16 protein-coding genes are annotated in these 17,440 nt (G+C 73.3%); 9 read left to right on the top strand and 7 right to left on the bottom strand.

The genetic code is table 11. The features are described 5' to 3' along the window. Positions 1–160 precede the first annotated feature (160 nt). The gene (locus tag ACFWUY_RS19760; RefSeq protein ID WP_384109623.1) at positions 161–976 is read left to right on the top strand and encodes a DUF4344 domain-containing metallopeptidase; all 816 of its coding nucleotides are present in this window, start codon (positions 161–163) and stop codon (positions 974–976) included. A gap of 6 nt (positions 977–982) precedes the next feature. Here the strand turns inward: ACFWUY_RS19760 and ACFWUY_RS19755 are convergent, their stop codons facing one another. After that, positions 983–3,970, bottom strand: coding sequence for a bifunctional [glutamine synthetase] adenylyltransferase/[glutamine synthetase]-adenylyl-L-tyrosine phosphorylase (locus tag ACFWUY_RS19755; RefSeq protein ID WP_384109617.1), 2,988 nt, complete (start codon positions 3,968–3,970; stop codon positions 983–985). A gap of 307 nt (positions 3,971–4,277) precedes the next feature. Between ACFWUY_RS19755 and ACFWUY_RS19750 the strand changes: the two genes are divergently transcribed. From ACFWUY_RS19750 to ACFWUY_RS19740, 3 genes are all read left to right on the top strand, one after another. Then, the gene (locus ACFWUY_RS19750) at positions 4,278–6,317 is read left to right on the top strand and encodes a PIG-L family deacetylase (RefSeq protein ID WP_384109612.1); all 2,040 of its coding nucleotides are present in this window, start codon (positions 4,278–4,280) and stop codon (positions 6,315–6,317) included. Between the two features lie 110 nt (positions 6,318–6,427). Then, positions 6,428–6,928 carry a pyridoxamine 5'-phosphate oxidase family protein gene (locus ACFWUY_RS19745; protein ID WP_384109609.1) on the top strand — a complete coding sequence of 167 codons (501 nt, stop codon included), beginning with the start codon at positions 6,428–6,430 and terminating at the stop codon, positions 6,926–6,928. Positions 6,929–6,938: 10 nt separating this feature from the next. Beyond that, positions 6,939–7,370, top strand: coding sequence for a VOC family protein (locus ACFWUY_RS19740; protein WP_384109605.1), 432 nt, complete (start codon positions 6,939–6,941; stop codon positions 7,368–7,370). Positions 7,371–7,392: 22 nt separating this feature from the next. Here the strand turns inward: ACFWUY_RS19740 and ACFWUY_RS19735 are convergent, their stop codons facing one another. The 3 genes from ACFWUY_RS19735 to ACFWUY_RS19725 all read right to left on the bottom strand — a co-directional run bounded on the left by ACFWUY_RS19735 (position 7,393) and on the right by ACFWUY_RS19725 (position 10,009). Continuing rightward, entirely contained in the window at positions 7,393–7,887 is a 495-nt protein-coding gene (locus ACFWUY_RS19735; protein WP_384109600.1) for a GNAT family N-acetyltransferase, read from the bottom strand. A gap of 49 nt (positions 7,888–7,936) precedes the next feature. Next, positions 7,937–8,581 (bottom strand): hypothetical protein, encoded by a 645-nt coding sequence (locus ACFWUY_RS19730; RefSeq protein ID WP_384109595.1) that lies wholly within the window; start codon positions 8,579–8,581, stop codon positions 7,937–7,939. Positions 8,582–8,647: 66 nt separating this feature from the next. Further along, the gene (locus tag ACFWUY_RS19725) at positions 8,648–10,009 is read right to left on the bottom strand and encodes a glutamine synthetase family protein (RefSeq protein WP_384109592.1); all 1,362 of its coding nucleotides are present in this window, start codon (positions 10,007–10,009) and stop codon (positions 8,648–8,650) included. A 292-nt stretch (positions 10,010–10,301) separates the two neighbouring features. On the opposite strand from ACFWUY_RS19725, the gene ACFWUY_RS19720 reads away from it, so the two are divergent. The 4 genes from ACFWUY_RS19720 (at position 10,302) to ACFWUY_RS19705 (ending at position 12,648) form a co-directional block, all read left to right on the top strand. Further along, positions 10,302–10,709, top strand: coding sequence for a hypothetical protein (locus ACFWUY_RS19720; protein ID WP_384109589.1), 408 nt, complete (start codon positions 10,302–10,304; stop codon positions 10,707–10,709). Between the two features lie 74 nt (positions 10,710–10,783). Further along, entirely contained in the window at positions 10,784–11,431 is a 648-nt protein-coding gene (locus ACFWUY_RS19715) for a DUF3105 domain-containing protein (protein WP_384109586.1), read from the top strand. A gap of 17 nt (positions 11,432–11,448) precedes the next feature. Next, the gene (locus ACFWUY_RS19710; protein ID WP_384109677.1) at positions 11,449–12,102 is read left to right on the top strand and encodes a DUF305 domain-containing protein; all 654 of its coding nucleotides are present in this window, start codon (positions 11,449–11,451) and stop codon (positions 12,100–12,102) included. 126 nt (positions 12,103–12,228) lie between these two features. Next, the gene (locus tag ACFWUY_RS19705; protein WP_384109583.1) at positions 12,229–12,648 is read left to right on the top strand and encodes a CBS domain-containing protein; all 420 of its coding nucleotides are present in this window, start codon (positions 12,229–12,231) and stop codon (positions 12,646–12,648) included. On the opposite strand, the gene ACFWUY_RS19700 is transcribed toward ACFWUY_RS19705, so the two are convergent. Then, entirely contained in the window at positions 12,633–13,472 is an 840-nt protein-coding gene (locus ACFWUY_RS19700) for an alpha/beta hydrolase (RefSeq protein WP_384109580.1), read from the bottom strand. The two genes, ACFWUY_RS19705 and ACFWUY_RS19700, sit on opposite strands and share 16 nt — an antisense overlap. Then, positions 13,469–14,275 (bottom strand): DUF998 domain-containing protein, encoded by an 807-nt coding sequence (locus ACFWUY_RS19695; protein WP_384109577.1) that lies wholly within the window; start codon positions 14,273–14,275, stop codon positions 13,469–13,471. Before ACFWUY_RS19695 ends, ACFWUY_RS19700 begins: the two co-directional genes overlap by 4 nt. 199 nt (positions 14,276–14,474) lie before the next feature. Here ACFWUY_RS19695 and ACFWUY_RS19690 point away from each other — a divergent pair, with 199 nt between their 5' ends. Further along, positions 14,475–16,238, top strand: a complete 1,764-nt coding sequence (locus ACFWUY_RS19690) for an NAD+ synthase (RefSeq protein WP_384109574.1) — start codon at positions 14,475–14,477, stop codon at positions 16,236–16,238. Here the strand turns inward: ACFWUY_RS19690 and ACFWUY_RS19685 are convergent. Beyond that, the gene (locus ACFWUY_RS19685) at positions 16,201–17,439 is read right to left on the bottom strand and encodes an MFS transporter (RefSeq protein WP_384109571.1); all 1,239 of its coding nucleotides are present in this window, start codon (positions 17,437–17,439) and stop codon (positions 16,201–16,203) included. The two genes, ACFWUY_RS19690 and ACFWUY_RS19685, sit on opposite strands and share 38 nt — an antisense overlap. Position 17,440 lies beyond the last annotated feature (1 nt).

Genomic DNA, 17,440 nt, shown 5'->3' with positions numbered 1-17,440 from the left:
AGGGCGGGGGACGGCGAGGGGGCGCCGGCCCCTGCCGTGCACGTGCCCGCGCCGGTCGGCGGTCCTATCCTGAGGCTGTACGGCCCTCGGGGTCCCGGCCGCTCCGACTCCCCCGACACGGATCCACCGCGCGCGGTGGTCCGGTGGCAGGAGGCAGAGAATGCGATTCCACCGCAGATGGGCCGCCGCCCTGGCCGCCACCGCCCTCCTGGCCTTCGGCGCGTCCACGGCGACCGCCGCGCCCGGCCCCGGGCTTCTCGTCGTGGAGTACACGGCCGCCGAGACCGCACCGGACCTGGCGGAGCAGCGCTTCCTCCAGCAGAACGAGGTCCTGGAGAGCGCGGCCGCCCACACGAACGCCCTGATCGGGCTGCCGCACCACGTCTCCCTGATCGCCCTGAGCTGTGGTGAGAACAACGCCTTCTGGCATTCCGAGAGCCAGAGCATCGGCTTCTGCTACGAACTCGCCGGGTACTACCGGGGCGTCTTCGAGAAGCTGAACACGTCCGGCACGGAGGCCCAGCAGAAGCGGGCCACCGAGGACGACCTCATCGGCATCTCCAACAGCGTGGTCTTCCACGAACTCGGACACGCCCTGATCGACATCTACGACTTGCCCGCCACCGGCCGGGAGGAGGACGCGGCCGACCAGCTCGCCACCCTCCTCCTCGCGGACGACTCCCTGCACCAGGAGTACGCCGTGAGCGCCATCCGGGCCTGGGGCGCCCTCGCCGCCGCGACGGAGCAGGGCGACATCAGCGGTCAACTCGCCGACGAGCACTCGCTGAGCGCACAGCGCTACTACAACGCCATCTGCTGGCTGTACGGCTCCGACCCCAGCGGCTTCCAGGGCGTCGTACTGACCGAGGACAACCCCGACGGCGTGCTGCCCGCGAGCCGCGCCGCCCAGTGTCCCGACGAGTACGAGAAGATCAACAAGGCGTGGGGCACCCTGCTCGCCCCGTACCTGAAATGAGAACTCCTACGCCCCGTAGAACAGTTCCTCGACGACCGCCCTGGCCCGGCGGGTGATCCGGCGGTAGTCGTCGACGAGCTCGCCGATGTGGCCCGGGCCGTACCCCAGGTACCGTCCCACCGCCGCGAGTTCGCGCGGCTCCGAGGGGAACGTGTCGCCGGGGCGGCCGCGGACCAGCATGACCGCGTTGCGGACCCGGGTGGCCAGGACCCATGCCTCGTCCAGGGTCTGCGCCTCGTCCGTCGCGATAAGACCGGCCGCGTGCGCCGCCCTGAGCGCCTCGCGGGTACGGGGCGTCCGCAGCCCCGGCTCCGCCCAGCCGTGCCGCATCTGGAACAGCTGGACCGTCCACTCGACGTCGCTGAGGCCGCCGCGCCCCAGCTTCGCGTGGAGCGTCGGGTCGGCGCCGCGCGGCAGCCGCTCGGACTCCATCCGGGCCTTCAGCCGGCGGATCTCGCGGACCGCGTCCTCGCCGAGCCCCTCGGCCGGATAGCGCAGCGGGTCGACGAGCTCGATGAACCGGTCCGCGAGCTCCCGGTCGCCCGCCATGGGTTCGGCGCGCAGCAGCGCCTGGCTCTCCCAGACCAGCGACCAGCGGTGGTAGTAGGCCGCGTACGACTTCAGGGTGCGGACCATGGGGCCGCTCTTTCCCTCCGGCCTGAGGTCCGCGTCGATCAGCAACGGCGGGTCCGCCGTGGGCAGTTGGAGGAGCCTTCGCATCTCGGCGACCACCCGGTTCGCGGCCCGCGCGGCCTCCTGCTCGTCGACGCCCTCGCGCGGCTCGTGCACGAACAGGACGTCGGCGTCGGAGCCGTACCCCAGCTCGTGACCGCCGAAGCGGCCCATGCCGATGACCGCGAACCGGGTCGGCAGCTCGTCGCCCCACCCGTCGCGCACGGCGGCCCGCAGGGCGCCCGCGATCGTCACCGCGTTGAGATCGGTGACGGCCTCGCCGACCCGGTCGACGAGCGCGCCCGGATCGGGCTCGCGGGGGTTGTCCTCGGTGCCGTACGAGCCGATGAGGTCGGCCGCCGCGGTACGGAACAGCTCCCTGCGGCGCACCCCGCGGGCCACCGCCACGGCCTGCTCGGCGTTGCCCGCGCGGCCCACCGCCGCCAGGACCTCCTGCTCCAGGTGGTCCCGGCCGCGCGGCTTCAGCCCCTCGGGGTCGCCGAGCAGAGCGACCGCCTCGGGGGCGCGGAGCAGCAGGTCGGGGGCGAGCCGCCCGGCGGAGAGGACCCGGGCGAGGTTCTCCGCGGCGGCGCCCTCGTCGCGCAGGAGCCGCAGGTACCAGGGGGTCTTGCCGAGGGCGTCCGAGACCTTGCGGAAGCCGAGCAGCCCGGCGTCCGGGTCGGCCGAGTCCGCGAACCAGCCGAGCAGCACCGGGAGCAGCGTCCGCTGGATCGCGGCCTTGCGGCTCACCCCGGAGGCCAACGCCTCCAGGTGGCGCAGGGCGGCGGCGGGGTCCTCGTACCCCAGTGCTTCGAGCCGCTGCCCGGCCGCCTTCGGGCTGAGCCGGATCTCGCCGGGGGCGAGCTGGGCCACCGCGTCGAGCAGCGGCCGGTAGAAGATCTTCTCGTGGAGGCGGCGGACGACGGCCGCGTGTCGCTTCCACTCCTTGTTCAGCGCGGCGACCGGGTCGGTGCGCAGGCCGAGCGAGCGGCCGAGGCGGCGCAGGTCGGCCTCGTCCTCGGGGACGAGGTGGGTGCGGCGCAGCCGGTACAGCTGGATGCGGTGCTCCATGGCCCGCAGGAAGCGGTACGCCTCGTCGAGCTGGGCCGCGTCGGCGCGGCCGACGTACCCGCCCGCGGCGAGCGCGGCGAGCGCGTCGAGGGTGGTCCCGCTGTGCAGCGTGGCGTCGCTGCGGCCGTGCACGAGCTGGAGGAGCTGGACGGCGAACTCGACGTCCCGCAGGCCGCCGGGGCCGAGCTTCAGCTCACGGTCGACCTGGGCGGCGGGGATGTTGTCGACGACCCGGCGGCGCATCTTCTGCACGTCGGGGACGAAGTTCTCCCGCTCGGCGGCCTGCCAGACGAGGGGGGAGACGGCGGCGGCGTACTGGGCGCCGAGCTCCGGGTCGCCCGCGACGGCGCGCGCCTTGAGGAGGGCCTGGAACTCCCAGGTCTTCGCCCACCGCTGGTAGTAGGCGAGGTGGGAGGAGAGGGTACGGACGAGGGGGCCGTTGCGGCCCTCGGGACGCAGGTTGGCGTCGACCGGCCAGATGGTGCCCTCGACGGTGGTCTCCGAGCAGATCCGCATCAGGTGGGAGGCCAGCCGGGTCGCGGCCTGGAGCGCCTTGCCCTCGTCGGCCCCTTCGGCCGGTTCGCCGACGAAGATCACGTCCACGTCGGAGACGTAGTTCAGCTCGTTGCCTCCGCACTTGCCCATCGCGATCACGGCGAGCCGGCACAGGGCGGCGTCGGCGGGCGCGTCGGCGCGGGCGAGGGCGAGCGCGGCGCGCAGGGTCGCCGTCGCCAGGTCGGCGAGTTCGGCGGCGGTCTCGGCGACGTCGATGGTGCCGCACACGTCACGGGCCGCGATGGCCAGCAGACAGCGGCGGTAGGCGACCCGCAGCCCGACGGCGTCGGTGACCTCGGAGAGCCCCCGCTCGAAGTCGGCGACCCCCGGGTGCAGGTCCACCGCCTCGTAGGTGACGAGGGACTCCCAGTCGCGGGGGTGGCGGGCCAGGTGGTCGGCGAGCGCCTCGGACGCCCCCAGCACCCCGAGGAGCCGGTCCCGGAACGGCTTGGCGGAGAGCAGCGTGGTCGTGAACGTCTGCCGCTCGGCCTCGGGCTGCGCCTCGGCCAGGCGGACGAGACCGCGCAGGGCGAGGTCGGGGTCGGCGGTGGCGCCGAGGGCGTCGAGGAGGACGGGGGCGTCGCGCAGGGCGGACAGCTCGGGCACGTCCAGGAGCCGTTCGGACGCCGAGGGATCGGTGAATCCGTGCCGCAGCAGACGTGAGAAGGTGCTGCTCCTGCGTCCGGGCACCGTCATTCCGCCGCTCCCTCCGAGCAGGTCCGCCCCGGGGTCGGGTCCGGGCGGATCGAGCCTATCCGGAGCGGGGGCCGGGGGCGGCCCGACCTTCGCTTCGCAACGGATCACACGTGACGTCCCGCACATGGAGTGCTTTTCGGGCCCGATGAACCGTATTTCTTGAAAGTCCGTCCTGCTGCTTCGAAGGTCCGTCCCGCTCGGGACGGGTCGCCTCAGTCTGTCCGCCCCCGTTGAAAGCGCGCCGCCGAACATGCCCGTCCGCCCCCGCCGCCGTCGTCCCCTTCCGTCCCGCCGCAGGACCGTCTCCGTGGCGGTGACGGCCGCCCTGGTGGGCGGCGCCTTCGCCGGGCTGTTGTCGGTGACGGGAGCGCCGAGGACGCCGACGGCGCACGCGGCCGCGAAGCCGGTGGAACCCGCGCCGCCCGTGACCGAAGCGCCCGTGACCGGGGCGCCGCCCGCGAAGGGCGTGAAGGGCGCCGCCTCCGTGGTGCAGATCGTGGCGCACCCGGACGACGACCTGTTCTTCATGAACCCGGACATATCCCAGTCGATCCGCTCAGGCCACCCCCTGGCCTCGGTCTACCTCACCGCCGGCGAGTCCGACGGCGTCAACGCGCGCCCGCGCGACGCCGCCGGGGCCGATCCCGACAAGGCGGACTACGCCGAGGCCCGGCAGAACGGCATCCGTGCCGCGTACGCCGAGATGGCGACCGGCGACCGGACCAGCCCCTGGGAGCGGGTCGCGATACCCACGGCCGGCGGCGCGACGGCCGAGCTGGACACGCTGCGCGCGCGGCCGCAGGTCAAGCTGGTGTGGCTGCAGATACGCGAGGCGGGCGCGATCAACGGCGACCGCCCGCACAGCCTCAACGGCCTCTGGAACGGCCGGATCACCGCGCTCGGGTCCCAGCGCTCCTCCGGCACCCCGGTCGCGGCCGACTTCACCTACACGAAGGACCAGGTCGTCGCCACGATCACGGGGCTGCTCGACCGCTTCCGGCCGACCTTCGTCCGGATGCAGGACCCGAGCCCGGGCACGTACCCGGAGAACGGGAAGTTCCGCGACCACCAGGACCACCTGTTCGGGGCGAGGTTCACCCAGGCCGCGCTCGCCCGGTACGCCGACGTCCCCGGGCATCCGCACGTCGGCGTGCAGAACTACCTCGGCTACCCCACCAGCGTCCTGCCGCACACCCTCGACCCCGAGACGGCCGGCGCGAAGCTGAGGACCCTGAAGACCTACGCCTGGCTCGACGGCGTCAACGACTGCGGGACCGCCGCCGGCTGCGGCGACCTCAAGGTGGCCGCGCGGCCCGCCGGACGAGGCTGGACCCAGACCATCCGGTACGCCAGGGGCACCTCCACCTCCTGGGTGCAGCGCGACCGGGACGGCGGGCTGCACGCCTTCTCCGTGCTCGACGGACACCTCGCGGCCTGGCGGAAGCCGGCGGACGGCACCGTCTGGCAGGGGCCCGCGCTGCTGCCCGGCGGCGGCCTGGACAGCGGCGTCACCTCGGTGACCCTGCCCGACGGCCGTATCGCGGTCTTCGGCACCCGGACGGTGCTCGAGGGCGCCGCCGCCGACTACCACCGCGAGGTGGTGACCACCGCGCAGACCGTGCCCGGCGGCGCCTTCGGCCCGTGGCTCTCGCTCGGCACACCCGAACACGGCGACGCCGGGGGCACCTCGGACATCAGCGCGCCCGCCGTGACCGTCGCCGGCGACGGCCGGGCGACCCTCGTCCTGCGGGACAGCGGCCACCGCCTGACGGCCCGCGAGCAGCGCGCCGACGGCGGCTGGGGGCCGTGGCGGACGCTCGGCGGCACGGAGGTGTACGGCGATCCGGTCGCGGCGACGGACGGCACCGGGCGCGGCCACGTCTTCGCGAGCACCCCGGACACCGTCCTGGCGTGGGTGCAGCGGCGCCCGGGCGGGCCGCTGACGGGGCCGGTGCGGACCGGCCTGCCGCCGACGACGCTGGCACTGAGCGCGAGCGCGGCGACGGACGGCGACGGGGTACGGCTCTGGTTCCGCAAGCCGGCCTCCGGCGACCTGCGGAGCGCCGACTTCTCGGGCGTGGGCCCGGTCTCCCCGGTCACGGAGCTCGCGGGCACCGGAGTCGCCGGCTTCGGCCCGGTGAGCGGCGGCGACGGCCTGCTCGCGGTCCGGTCGCGGACCGGCTTCCTGGCGACGGCGCCGCACGGCAGGACGGGGGTGGGGGCGGGAGCGCGGCCGGCGTGGAAGCTGGAGAGGTTCCTGTTCTCGGGGGCGCCGGACGCGGGGACGGACGGGGTGGCGGCGATCGGTCTGGACGGCAGGCTGCACTGGACACCGGCGGTCCGATGAGCACCGCATGCCGGTGGTCCGATGAGTTCGCGGGCTCCGGGGGGTCGTACGGGTAGGGGCGCGCCGACGTGCCTCCCGGACGGCCTCCCGGCCCGGCGAAAGGAACGGCGATGGACCCGCGGACTTCCCTCGACCCCCGCTTCAGCGACCCGAAAGCGGTCCCGGCGTCCTGGCCCGACGCCGCCGCACGGCTCTCGGCGGCCGAGGTCTTCTGGCTGACGACCGTACGGCCGGACGGCCGCCCGCACGTGACTCCCCTGATCGCCGTCTGGTCGGACGGCGCCCTCCACTTCTGCACCGGCCCCGACGAGCGCAAGGCCCGCAACCTGGAGGGCAACCCGTCGGTGGTCCTCACCACCGGCACGCCCGCGCTCGGCGAGGGCTTCGACCTGGTGGTCGAGGGCGAGGCGGCCCGGGTGACGGACGAGGACCGGCTGACGGCGCTCGCGGAGGCGTACGTGGAGAAGTACGGGCCGGACTGGCGGTTCGGCGTGCGCGACGGGGCGTTCATGGGCGACGGTGGTACGGCCCTGGTGTTCGCGGTCGCGCCCCGCACGGTCTTCGGCTTCGCCAAGGGTGACCCCTTCGGCCAGACCCGCTGGCGTTTCTGAGGAGAACCCCATGAACTGGACCCTGGAAGTCGTCCCTGTACCTGTCACCGACCTGGACCGGGCGAAGGAGTTCTACGGCGACAAGTGCGGCTTCAAGATCGACCTGGACGACGAGGTGGCTCCCGGCATGCGCGTCGTCCAGGCGACCCCGCCGGGCTCGCGCTGTTCGATCGCCATGCTGAGCGGCATGCCGTCGATGCCGGGCACGAAGGACATGGCACCGGGCAGCCTCCAGGGCCTCCAGCTCTGTGTCACGGACATCGAGGCGGCACGGCGGGAACTGCTCGACCGGGGGGTCGACGTCACCCCGATCCGGCACGTCGGCGCGACGGGCTGGGAGGACGGCAAGGGGGACACCTGGAACTCGTTCATGGCCTTCGAGGACCCGGACGGCAACGGCTGGGTGGTCCAGGAGGCCCCGTCGGAACTGTCGGAACGCTGAGGGCGACGGCTGTCGCCGGGGGTCAGAACCCCCGGTAGAAGTGGCGGAGCTTCTCGTCCTCCGCCACGCACCGCATCCCGGCGGCCTCCATCACGCGGTGCGAGGCCGGGTTGTCCAGGTCGGCGTCGCCCTTCACCCCGGCGACGCCGGCCACCCGGGCGATCTCGACGAGCCCCCGCAGCGCCTCGGAGGCGTACCCCTTGCCCCGCTCCCCCGGCACGATCCCGTAGCCGACGGTCACGACCCCGAGGTCGTCCGGCGGCCCGTGGAACCCGATGCCGCCGACGACGACCCCGCTGTCCGGGAGCCGTATCTCGTACGCCCGGAACACCCCGGGATCGCCGCGCTCGGCGATCCCCCGCAGGAACCCGGTGACCCCGCGGACGTCGCCGTCCTGCGGGTACCCCTCCGCCCAGCGGTCACCGGCGCCGGGTTCCCTGGCGACGACGCGCTCGGCCTCGTCCACGCTCAACGGATGCAACAGAAGCCGCTCGGTGGCGGCGGAGGGGATCTTCACCGGGGCAGTCTGAACGGCCCACCGGCCCCGGGCAACGCAATTCCCGGACTCAGGCGGTCTCCAGGACCACGGCGGGGAGCGCCTCGTCCAGGATGCGCGTACGGGGCAGGGAGAGGCCGAAGTGGCGTTCGAGGACCTCCAGTGAGATGCGGTGGGCGCCGCGCATCGGGAGGTTCTCACCGGGGAGACCGGCGGCGGTGAGCAACTCCTGCACGGGCCGGGCCACTTCGGGTTCCCCGCTCACACCGTCGTAGCCCCACGAGTAGTCCAGGTGGAGGTTGAAGAAGCACATGACGCGCCCGTCGTGGAAGTAACCGAAGTACGGCGGCACCGGCTTGCCGTTCTCCTCCTCGAACTCCAGGTGGAAGACGTGGGCGCCACCGCGCGAGACGGGCGTCAGGACCTCGAACTCGCCCTGCCAGAGGCCGTACATGACGGCGACGACCCACTCGCCGTCCTCGAAGAGGCGCAGGGCCGCCTCCTCGGGGTAGTCCCCGTCCTCGCCCTCCAGCGCCTCGATCAGCTCCCCGGCGGTCAGTTCGCCCAGCGGGAGCACCGTGCGCGGCGGCCCGTACACGGCCCCGGCCAGCCTCGTCGCCAGCTCCCCGGCGTCCAGGCCGCGTGCGAGCACCACGCTGTAGCCGCCGTACGCGATCGATCGGGGGACTGCGAGCCAGGCTATTCCGTCGGTCATGCGCCCATGGTGGCGCGGGGCCCGACGGCGGCACACCGTCGGGCCCCGGCCTCACGCGGGTGGCGCCTACAGCACCGGCAGGTTCTTGCGGAGCTCGAAGGCGGTGACCTCGGAGCGGTACTCCTCCCACTCCTGCTTCTTGTTGCGCAGGAAGAAGTCGAAGACGTGCTCGCCGAGGGTCTCCGCGACCAGTTCGCTCTTCTCCATCAGGGCGATCGCCTCGCCCAGGTTCTGCGGGAGCGGCTCGATGCCCATCGCGCGGCGCTCGGAGTCGGAGAGGGCCCAGACGTCGTCGTCGGCGCCCGCCGGGAGTTCGTAGCCCTCCTCGATGCCCTTGAGACCGGCGGCGAGGAGGACCGCGTAGGTCAGGTACGGGTTGGCGCCCGAGTCGATGGAGCGGACCTCGACGCGGGAGGAGCCCGTCTTGCCCGGCTTGTACATGGGGACGCGGATGAGGGCGGAGCGGTTGTTGTGGCCCCAGCAGATGTACGAGGGGGCTTCGCCGCCCGAGCCGGCCGTGCGGGAGGAGCCGCCCCAGATGCGCTTGTACGAGTTGACCCACTGGTTGGTGACGGCCGAGATCTCGCCCGCGTGCTTCAGGAGGCCCGCGATGAAGGAGCGGCCCACCTTCGAGAGCTGGTACTCGGCACCCGACTCGTAGAAGGCGTTCCGGTCGCCCTCGAAGAGGGACAGGTGGGTGTGCATCCCCGAGCCGGGGTAGTCCGAGAACGGCTTGGGCATGAAGGTGGCCTGGACGCCCTGCTCCAGGGCCACCTGCTTCATGACCAGGCGGAAGGTCATGATGTTGTCGGCCGTGGAGAGCGCGTCGGCGTAGCGGAGGTCGATCTCCTGCTGGCCGGGGGCGCCCTCGTGGTGGCTGAACTCCACCGAGATGCCCATCGACTCGAGCATCGTGATGGCCTGCCGGCGGAAGTCCATGCCCACGTTCTGCGGGGTGTGGTCGAAGTAGCCCGAGTTGTCCGCCGGAGTGGGACGGCTGCCGTCGAGCGGCTTGTCCTTCAGGAGGAAGAACTCGATCTCGGGGTGGGTGTAGAAGGTGAAGCCCAGGTCCGAGGTCTTGGCCAGGGCCCGCTTCAGGACGTACCGGGGGTCCGCGAAGGACGGCGAGCCGTCCGGCATCAGGATGTCGCAGAACATCCGCGCCGTGCCCGGGGCCTCGGCCCGCCACGGCAGGATCTGGAAGGTCCCCGGGTCCGGCTTGGCGATCATGTCCGATTCGTAGACGCGGGCGAAGCCCTCGATCGCGGAGCCGTCGAAGCCGATGCCCTCGTCGAAGGCCTGCTCCAGTTCGGCGGGCGCCACGGCCACCGACTTGAGGAAGCCGAGCACGTCGGTGAACCACAGACGTACGAAGCGGATGTCGCGCTCCTCGAGCGTACGGAGCACAAATTCCTGCTGCTTGTCCATTTCCACACCCATCCTCGCTGGTCAGGCCGCCTGCTCCCACCGCCTCGGGTACATCGGGGGGCACCTGAGCATCCCACCACATGGTTTCGCGCACGTTGCACACCCATACTGCCTGCCCGGGTGTGACTCAGGTAACGCGGGAACGGCCGGATCCGGTGTCCGTTCGCCCGGCGGGTACCTCCCCGCCGGTACGGAGTGGTACCCCGTTCGGCCCACGGAGGGCCCGCGCCCACTACGATCTGCGCCCATGGGGGCCCCACGGCTCGTACGGCCGTCCCGGCACGCGCGTCCCATGGCACTGGTGAGTGCCGTGGCGACGCTCCTCGCCGCGCTCTTCTTCTGCCTGGGGGCGGGTCCCGGGTCCGGGGACCCGCATCACCGGGCGGAGTCCGCCGAGCGGGCCGCCGCCGAACGGGTCGCGCGGACGGCCCCCGCCGCCGTGAACGGCGCCGGCGTGAGCGGCACCGCCGTGAGCCGCGCCGGCGTGAGCGAGTACGTCTGCCCGTACGACCGCGGCGGCTGCTCCCTCTTCCCCTCCCTCTCCCCCGCGGTGCTCGGCACGCCCCCGCTCGACCCGCCGCCGCACGCGGAGGCCGGTGCGCCGCGTCCCGACCCGCCGTCCGGTGACGGCCGGGCCCACCGGGCCCGCGCCCAGCCGCGCGCGCCGGACCTGCACGTCCTTCAAGTTCTCCGGACGTGACGGCGGCGGGCGTCCCGCCCCCGCACGTCCACCCCCGAACTCCACCCCACCCCCCGAAGAAGGACGACATCACCATGGCCGCCAACCGCTCCGCCAACGCCGACCGCCGCGCCCGAATAGAGGAGATGCGCCGCGCCGAGCAGGCCCGTGAGCGCCGCAACCGTCTGATCACCATCGGCGTCTCCGGGGTCGTCGTCCTCGGCCTCGTCGGCTTCGGCACCTTCGTGCTGATGAAGAAGTCCGACGAGCAGGACCAGAAGGAAGCCGCCGCGAAGGCTCCCATCGCCGCCGAGAAGTCCTGGGACGCGGCGAAGCTCGGCCGCAACCACGTCGAGACGGCCGTGAAGTACGACATGAAGCCGCCGGTCGGCGGTGACCACCACCCGGTCTGGATGAACTGCGACGGCGTGGTCTACAAGAAGGCCATCTCCGAGGTGAACGCCGTGCACTCGCTCGAGCACGGCGCCGTCTGGGTGACCTACAACAAGAAGGCCGACGCCGACGACGTGAAGTCGCTGGAGGAGAAGGTCGGCAAGACCAAGTACACGCTGATGAGCCCCGTGGACGACCAGGCCGGGGCCATCATGCTGTCCGCCTGGGGCAAGCAGGTGACCGTGGACAACGCCGAGGACCCGCGGATCGACGCCTTCTTCACCAAGTACGTCCAGGGGAAGCAGACCCCCGAGCCCGGCGCGGCCTGCACCGGCGGGCTCGACCAGTGAGCGACGACGAGGACCTCCTGACGCCTCCCCCGGCCCGGCGGCCGGACCGGACGCGGTGGGCGGCGGTCACCGCCGTCGCGCTCGCTCTGCTCTTCGCCGGGGGCGCCGTCACCGTCGCCTCCGCCGAGCGCGAGGAGGCACCGCGTACGCCCTCCACCACCTCGGCGGACGCCGGCTTCGCCCGGGACATGTCCGTCCACCACCAGCAGGCCGTCGAGATGTCGTTCATCGTCCGGGACCGCACCCAGGACGAGGCGGTGCGCCGCCTGGCGTACGACATCGCCAACACCCAGGCCAACCAGCGGGGCATGATGCTCGGCTGGCTCGACCTGTGGGGGCTGCCCAAGGTGCAGTCCGGCGTCGAGCCGATGACCTGGATGGACATGGGCGGCTCGGGCGGCACCGGTCCGCTCGACGGGGCGCTCATGCCGGGCATGGCGACCAACGCGCGGATGGACGAACTGCGGAAGGCGAGCGGCCGCGAGGCCGAGATCCTGTACCTGAAGCTCATGACCGAGCACCACAGGGGCGGGGTCCACATGGCCGAGGGCTGTGTCCAGCGGTGCTCCGTGGAGACCGAGCGCGACCTCGCCCAGGGCATGGTCGACGCGCAGGAGTCCGAGATCCTGCTGATGGCGGACATGCTGAGGAAGCGCGGCGCCACCGCCTGAGCCGCCTCGAGCCGGTGACCTTCGGCCCCCGTGACCCGCTGCGGTCGCGGGGGCCGTGCCGTGCGCCGAGAATGAGTCTGCTCGGGGACACAAGGGTGACTACGTTTAACGAAAGGTACGCACCTCATGACCACGGCGAAGGACATCATGCACCCCGGGGCCCGGTGGATCCCGGCACACGAGACGCTCGACCGCGCCGCGCAGCTGATGCGCGAGATGAACGTGGGCGCGCTGCCCATCGCCGACGAGAACGAACGGCTCTGCGGCATCCTCACCGACCGCGACATCGTCGTCGGCTGTGTGGCCATGGGGCACGACCCGGCGAAGATCACCTGTGGCGAGATGGCGAAGGGCACCCCGCGCTGGGTCGAGGCGGACGCGGACGTGTCCGCCGTCCTGGAGGAGATGCAGAGCCACCAGATCAAGCGCCTCCCCGTCATCGAGGACAAGCGGCTCGTCGGCATGATCAGCGAGGCCGATCTGGCGCAGCACCTGTCGGACGAGCAGATCAAGGCGTTCTGTACGAGCGTCTACGCCACTTCCTGACCCGGTCGGCCCGGGTGCAGCACCGCCCGGGCCACCGCGTCCGGGCGGTCCAGCATGACCAGATGGCCCGACGGTTCGGCCGCCTCGTAGCGGGCGCCGAGCCGCCGGGCCAGCGCGCGCTGGCGCCGTTCCCAGCGGGCGGAGCCGTCGGGGGCGGCGAGGACGGTGACGGGGAGACCGGGCGGGAGGGGGTGGTGGTCGCGCAGGTCGAGGAGTTCGGCGGCGACGGCTCCGTAGCGGGCGTTCTCCAGGAGGGTGCCGCGCAGGACGCGTGAGGTGCGGTAGACGCGGCGGACGAGGTCGGCGGGGGCCGGGTCGGGGTCGCGGCGTACGGACGAGTGGCGTACGGCCGCGCGGCGGGCCGCCGGGCCGAGCGCGGCCGGTACCCCGGCGGCGCCCAGGACGGTACCGAGGAGGCGGGCCACGGCGGTCGTGCGGCCGGGGCGGGGGCGCTCCTCCACCGAGGAGTCGACGAGGACGAGGGCGGCGGCCCTGGCGGGATGGAGCCGGGCGAAGGCCTCCGCGTGGAACCCGGCGATCGAGTGCCCGACGACGGTGACCGGCCCGGGGAGCCCGAGGGCGTCGAGGAGACCGGCGATCCGGTGGGCCTCGCCGGCGGCGGTGGACGGGACGGTGGCGGGCCCGGAGAGGCCGTGCCCGGGGCGGTCGAAGCGGACGACGGTCCGGTGCGGGGCGAGGAGCGGGACGACCGGGTCCCAGTCGAACCAGCTCAGGCCGAGTCCCGCGCTCAGGACGCAGACGGGTCCCGAGCCGTCGACGGCGACGTGGTGGGCCACGCCCCCGGCCCGTACGAAGAGGGTCATCGTTCCTCCGTGGCGGTGGCCGTGGCCGGGGCGGGGGTGGTGGCGAGGGAGTACGCGAGGACCGCGAGCCACACCGCCACCAGGAGCACCTGGAGCCGCTGGCCCGCGCCGAGCGCCCAGTTGCCCTTCCCCGCCTCGAGGGCGGCGACGGCGGCCAGGGTCCAGCCGGTGGCGGCCAGCTCCAGGACGACGAGGACCGGTCCGGTACGGGCGAGGGGCCGCAGGCGGCCGTAGCGGCGGGCGGCGACGGTCAGGGCGATCATGGCGGCGAGCGCGCCGGTCATGGCGAGGCCGGAACTGACGGCATGGGCCGTATGGGTGGCGGGCACGAGGCCGGCGGCCTCGCGCGCCGCGCAGGCGGGGTCGGTGGTCGGGGCGCAGCTGAGCGGAAGGCGCGAGTCGGCGGCGGTGGCGGCCCCGAAGACGGCGAGCGCGCCCCAGCCGGCGAGGGCCCAGGGCTCACGGAACCGGGCCCCGCCGGCGCGGGACCCCTTCCCGTACCGCCGTCGTGTCCCCACCGGCCCCGTGGCCGCGCCGACAGGCCCCGTCGCCGCTCCTCCCGCGTACCCCGTCACCGCGCCCGCGAGCCCCGTCGCCGCACCCGCCAGGACGAGGAGTCCCGCCGCCAGGTCCGTCGACCGGAACAGGCCGCCGAACGGCTGGTCCGCCGCCGCGAGTTCGGAGACGTACGCCCTGACCGGATCGAGCCCGGTCCCGAGGACGACTTCGAGGACCCAGGCGGTGTACACGAGCGCGCCGAGGGCCGGCAGGGCGGCCGAGACCCGCGTCACCGTTCCGGACATGGTGGGTCAGACGCCACGGCGCGCCCGGGAGTTGCCGGCGGTCGGGGCGGAACCGGCCGCGTCCGGCTCCGCCGGTTCGTCCGTCGTGGTCGTCATGGGGCCATGATCGACGGAGTGCGGGCGCCGCGCACGTCGGGGTTCCGGGACGCGGAGCCCGTACCCCAGGACATAACGTCGGTCTGACGATTACACTGGGCGGGTGCCTCAACTACGCCTCGCCCTCAATCAGATCGACTCGACCGTCGGAGACATCGCCGGGAACGCCGAGGCGATCGTGCACTGGACCCGGCACGCCGCCGGACAGGGCGCGCATCTCGTCGCGTTCCCCGAGATGGCGCTGACCGGATACCCCGTCGAGGACCTCGCGCTGCGCACCTCCTTCGTCGAGGCGTCCCGGGCGGCCCTGCACGCCCTCGCCCGCCGGCTCGCCGACGAGGGCTTCGGGGAGCTGCCGGTCGTCGTCGGCTACCTGGACCGCTCCGATCAGGCCGAGCCCCGGCTCGGCCGGCCGGCCGGCTCCCCCGAGAACGCCGCCGCCGTGCTGCACCGGGGCGAGGTGGTGCTGCGCTTCGCCAAGCACCACCTGCCGAACTACGGCGTCTTCGACGAGTACCGCTACTTCGTGCCGGGTGACACCCTCCCAGTCGTACGGGTCCACGGCGTCGACGTGGCCCTGGCGATCTGCGAGGACCTGTGGCAGGACGGCGGCCGGGTGCCGGCGGCGCGCAGCGCGGCGGCCGGGCTGCTGCTGTCCGTGAACGCCTCGCCGTACGAGCGGGACAAGGACGACACCCGTCTCGAACTGGTCCGCGCGAGGGCGCGGGAGGCCGGTTGCGTCACCGCCTACCTGGCGATGACGGGTGGTCAGGACGACCTGGTCTTCGACGGGGACTCGATCGTCGTGGACGCGGCGGGCGAGGTGATCGCGCGGGCCCCGCAGTTCGTCGAGGGCAGCGTGATCGTCGACCTGGACCTGCCGGCGGCCGAGCCGGACGCGCCCGAAGGGCCGGTCGACGACGGGCTGCGGATCGACCGGGTGGTGCTCTCCGACAAGCCGCTGCCCGCGTACGAGCCGGAGCTGACGGGCGGGTACGCGCACCGGCTCGACGACGACGAGGAGGTGTACTCCGCCCTGGTGATCGGGGTGCGCGCCTATGTCGCGAAGAACGGTTTCCGCTCGGTGCTCGTCGGCCTCTCCGGTGGCATCGACTCGGCGCTCGTGGCGGCCGTCGCCTGCGACGCGCTCGGCGCGGCGAACGTGTACGGGGTCTCGATGCCCTCGAAGTACTCCTCCGAGCACTCGCGCGGCGACGCGGCCGAGCTGGCCCGTCGCACCGGGCTGAACTTCCGCACCGTGTCGATCGAGCCGATGTTCGACGCGTACATGGGCGCGCTCGGCCTCACCGGCCTCGCGGAGGAGAACCTCCAGTCGCGGCTGCGCGGCACGACGCTGATGGCGATCTCCAACCAGGAGGGCCACATCGTCCTCGCGCCGGGCAACAAGTCCGAGCTGGCGGTGGGATATTCGACGCTGTACGGCGACTCCGTCGGCGCGTTCGGCCCCATCAAGGACGTGTACAAGTCGAGCGTGTTCCGGCTCGCGCGCTGGCGGAACCGGGCGGCCGAGGAGCGCGGCCAGGTCCCGCCGATCCCGGAGAGCTCGATCACCAAGCCGCCCAGCGCCGAACTGCGGCCCGGCCAGGTCGACACGGACTCGCTGCCGGACTACGACGTCCTCGACGCGATCCTCGCCCTGTACGTGGACCAGGACCAGGGCAAGGACGCGATCGTGGCGGCGGGCTTCGACGAGGAGCTGGTGACGCGGACGCTGCGGATGGTGGACGCCGCCGAGTACAAGCGGCGCCAGTACCCGCCGGGCACGAAGATCTCGGCCAAGGGCTTCGGCAAGGACCGGCGCCTGCCGATCACGAACCGCTGGCGGGAGACGCCGCTGCCGGGCTGACCTCCGCCCCGGCCGTCTTGAGGGGGCTTCCCGCGACGACGCGGGAGGTCCCCTCCGGAGTACGGCGGTCGAGCAGGCCCGCCACCACCGCGACCGCCAGGCCCACCACCGTGAGCGCCGCGCCGACGAGGGTCGGCGAGGTCCACCCCCAGCCGGCGGCGACGGCGGCCCCGCCCGCCCAGGCGCCGCCCGCGTTGGCCAGGTTGAAGGCGGAGTGGTTGGAGGCGGAGGCGAGCGTGGGCGCGTCCTTGGCCTTGTTCATGACCAGCATCTGGAGCGGGGTGGTCGTCATGAACCCGACCGCGCCGAGCACCACCACCGTGACCAGGGCCAGCCAGGGCACGTGGACGGTGAAGCGGAAAGCGACCAGGGCGAGGACGAGGGCGGCGAGCGAGCCGTACAGGGTGGGGCGGAGCGCCCGGTCGGTCAGCGGTCCCGCCGCGAGCGCCCCGCCGGTCATGCCCAAGCCGAAGAGGGCGAGGACGATCGTGACGGTGGAGTCGCCGAAGCCCATCGCCTCGGTGGTCATCGAGGCCAGGTACGAGTAGACGGCGAAGACGCCCGCGAAGCCGAATACGGCGGTGAGGAGCCCCAGCAGGACCTGCGGGCGGCCGAGGGCGCGCACCTCGCGGCCCAGGCTCTGCCGTTCGTCCGCGGGGACGTGCGGCACGAGACGGGCGAGCGCGGCCATGGCGAGCAGGCCGATGGCGGAGACGACGAGGAAGGTGGCCCGCCAGCCCAGGTGCTGCCCGAGCAGGGTGGCGGCCGGTACGCCGAGGACGTTGGCGACGGTGAGGCCGAGGAACATGGTGGCCACCGCCCGCGCCTGCCGGTCCTCGCGCACCAGCCGGGCGGCGACAACCGCGCCGAGGCCGAAGAACGCGCCGTGCGGGAGCCCGGCGAGGACCCGGCCCGCGACCAGCCAGCCGAAGTCGGGGGCGAGCGCCGAGGCGAGGTTGCCGACGGTGAACAGGGCCATCAGGAGGAGCAGCATCCGCTTGCGCGGAAGGCGGGATCCGAGGGCGGCGAGCAGCGGGGCGCCGAGGACGACGCCGATCGCGTACGCCGAGACGAGGTACCCGGCGGTGGGGACGGAGGTGCCGAGATCGTCGGCGACCTGGGGGAGCAGGCCCATCATCACGAATTCGGTGGTGCCGATGCCAAAGGCGGAGACGGCCAGCGCGAGCAGCGCCAGGGGCATG

Source organism: Streptomyces sp. NPDC058664, assembly GCF_042716635.1.
In the GTDB taxonomy this organism is placed as follows: Bacteria; Actinomycetota; Actinomycetes; order Streptomycetales; family Streptomycetaceae; genus Streptomyces.
This window is presented reverse-complemented; position numbering and strand designations above follow the sequence as displayed.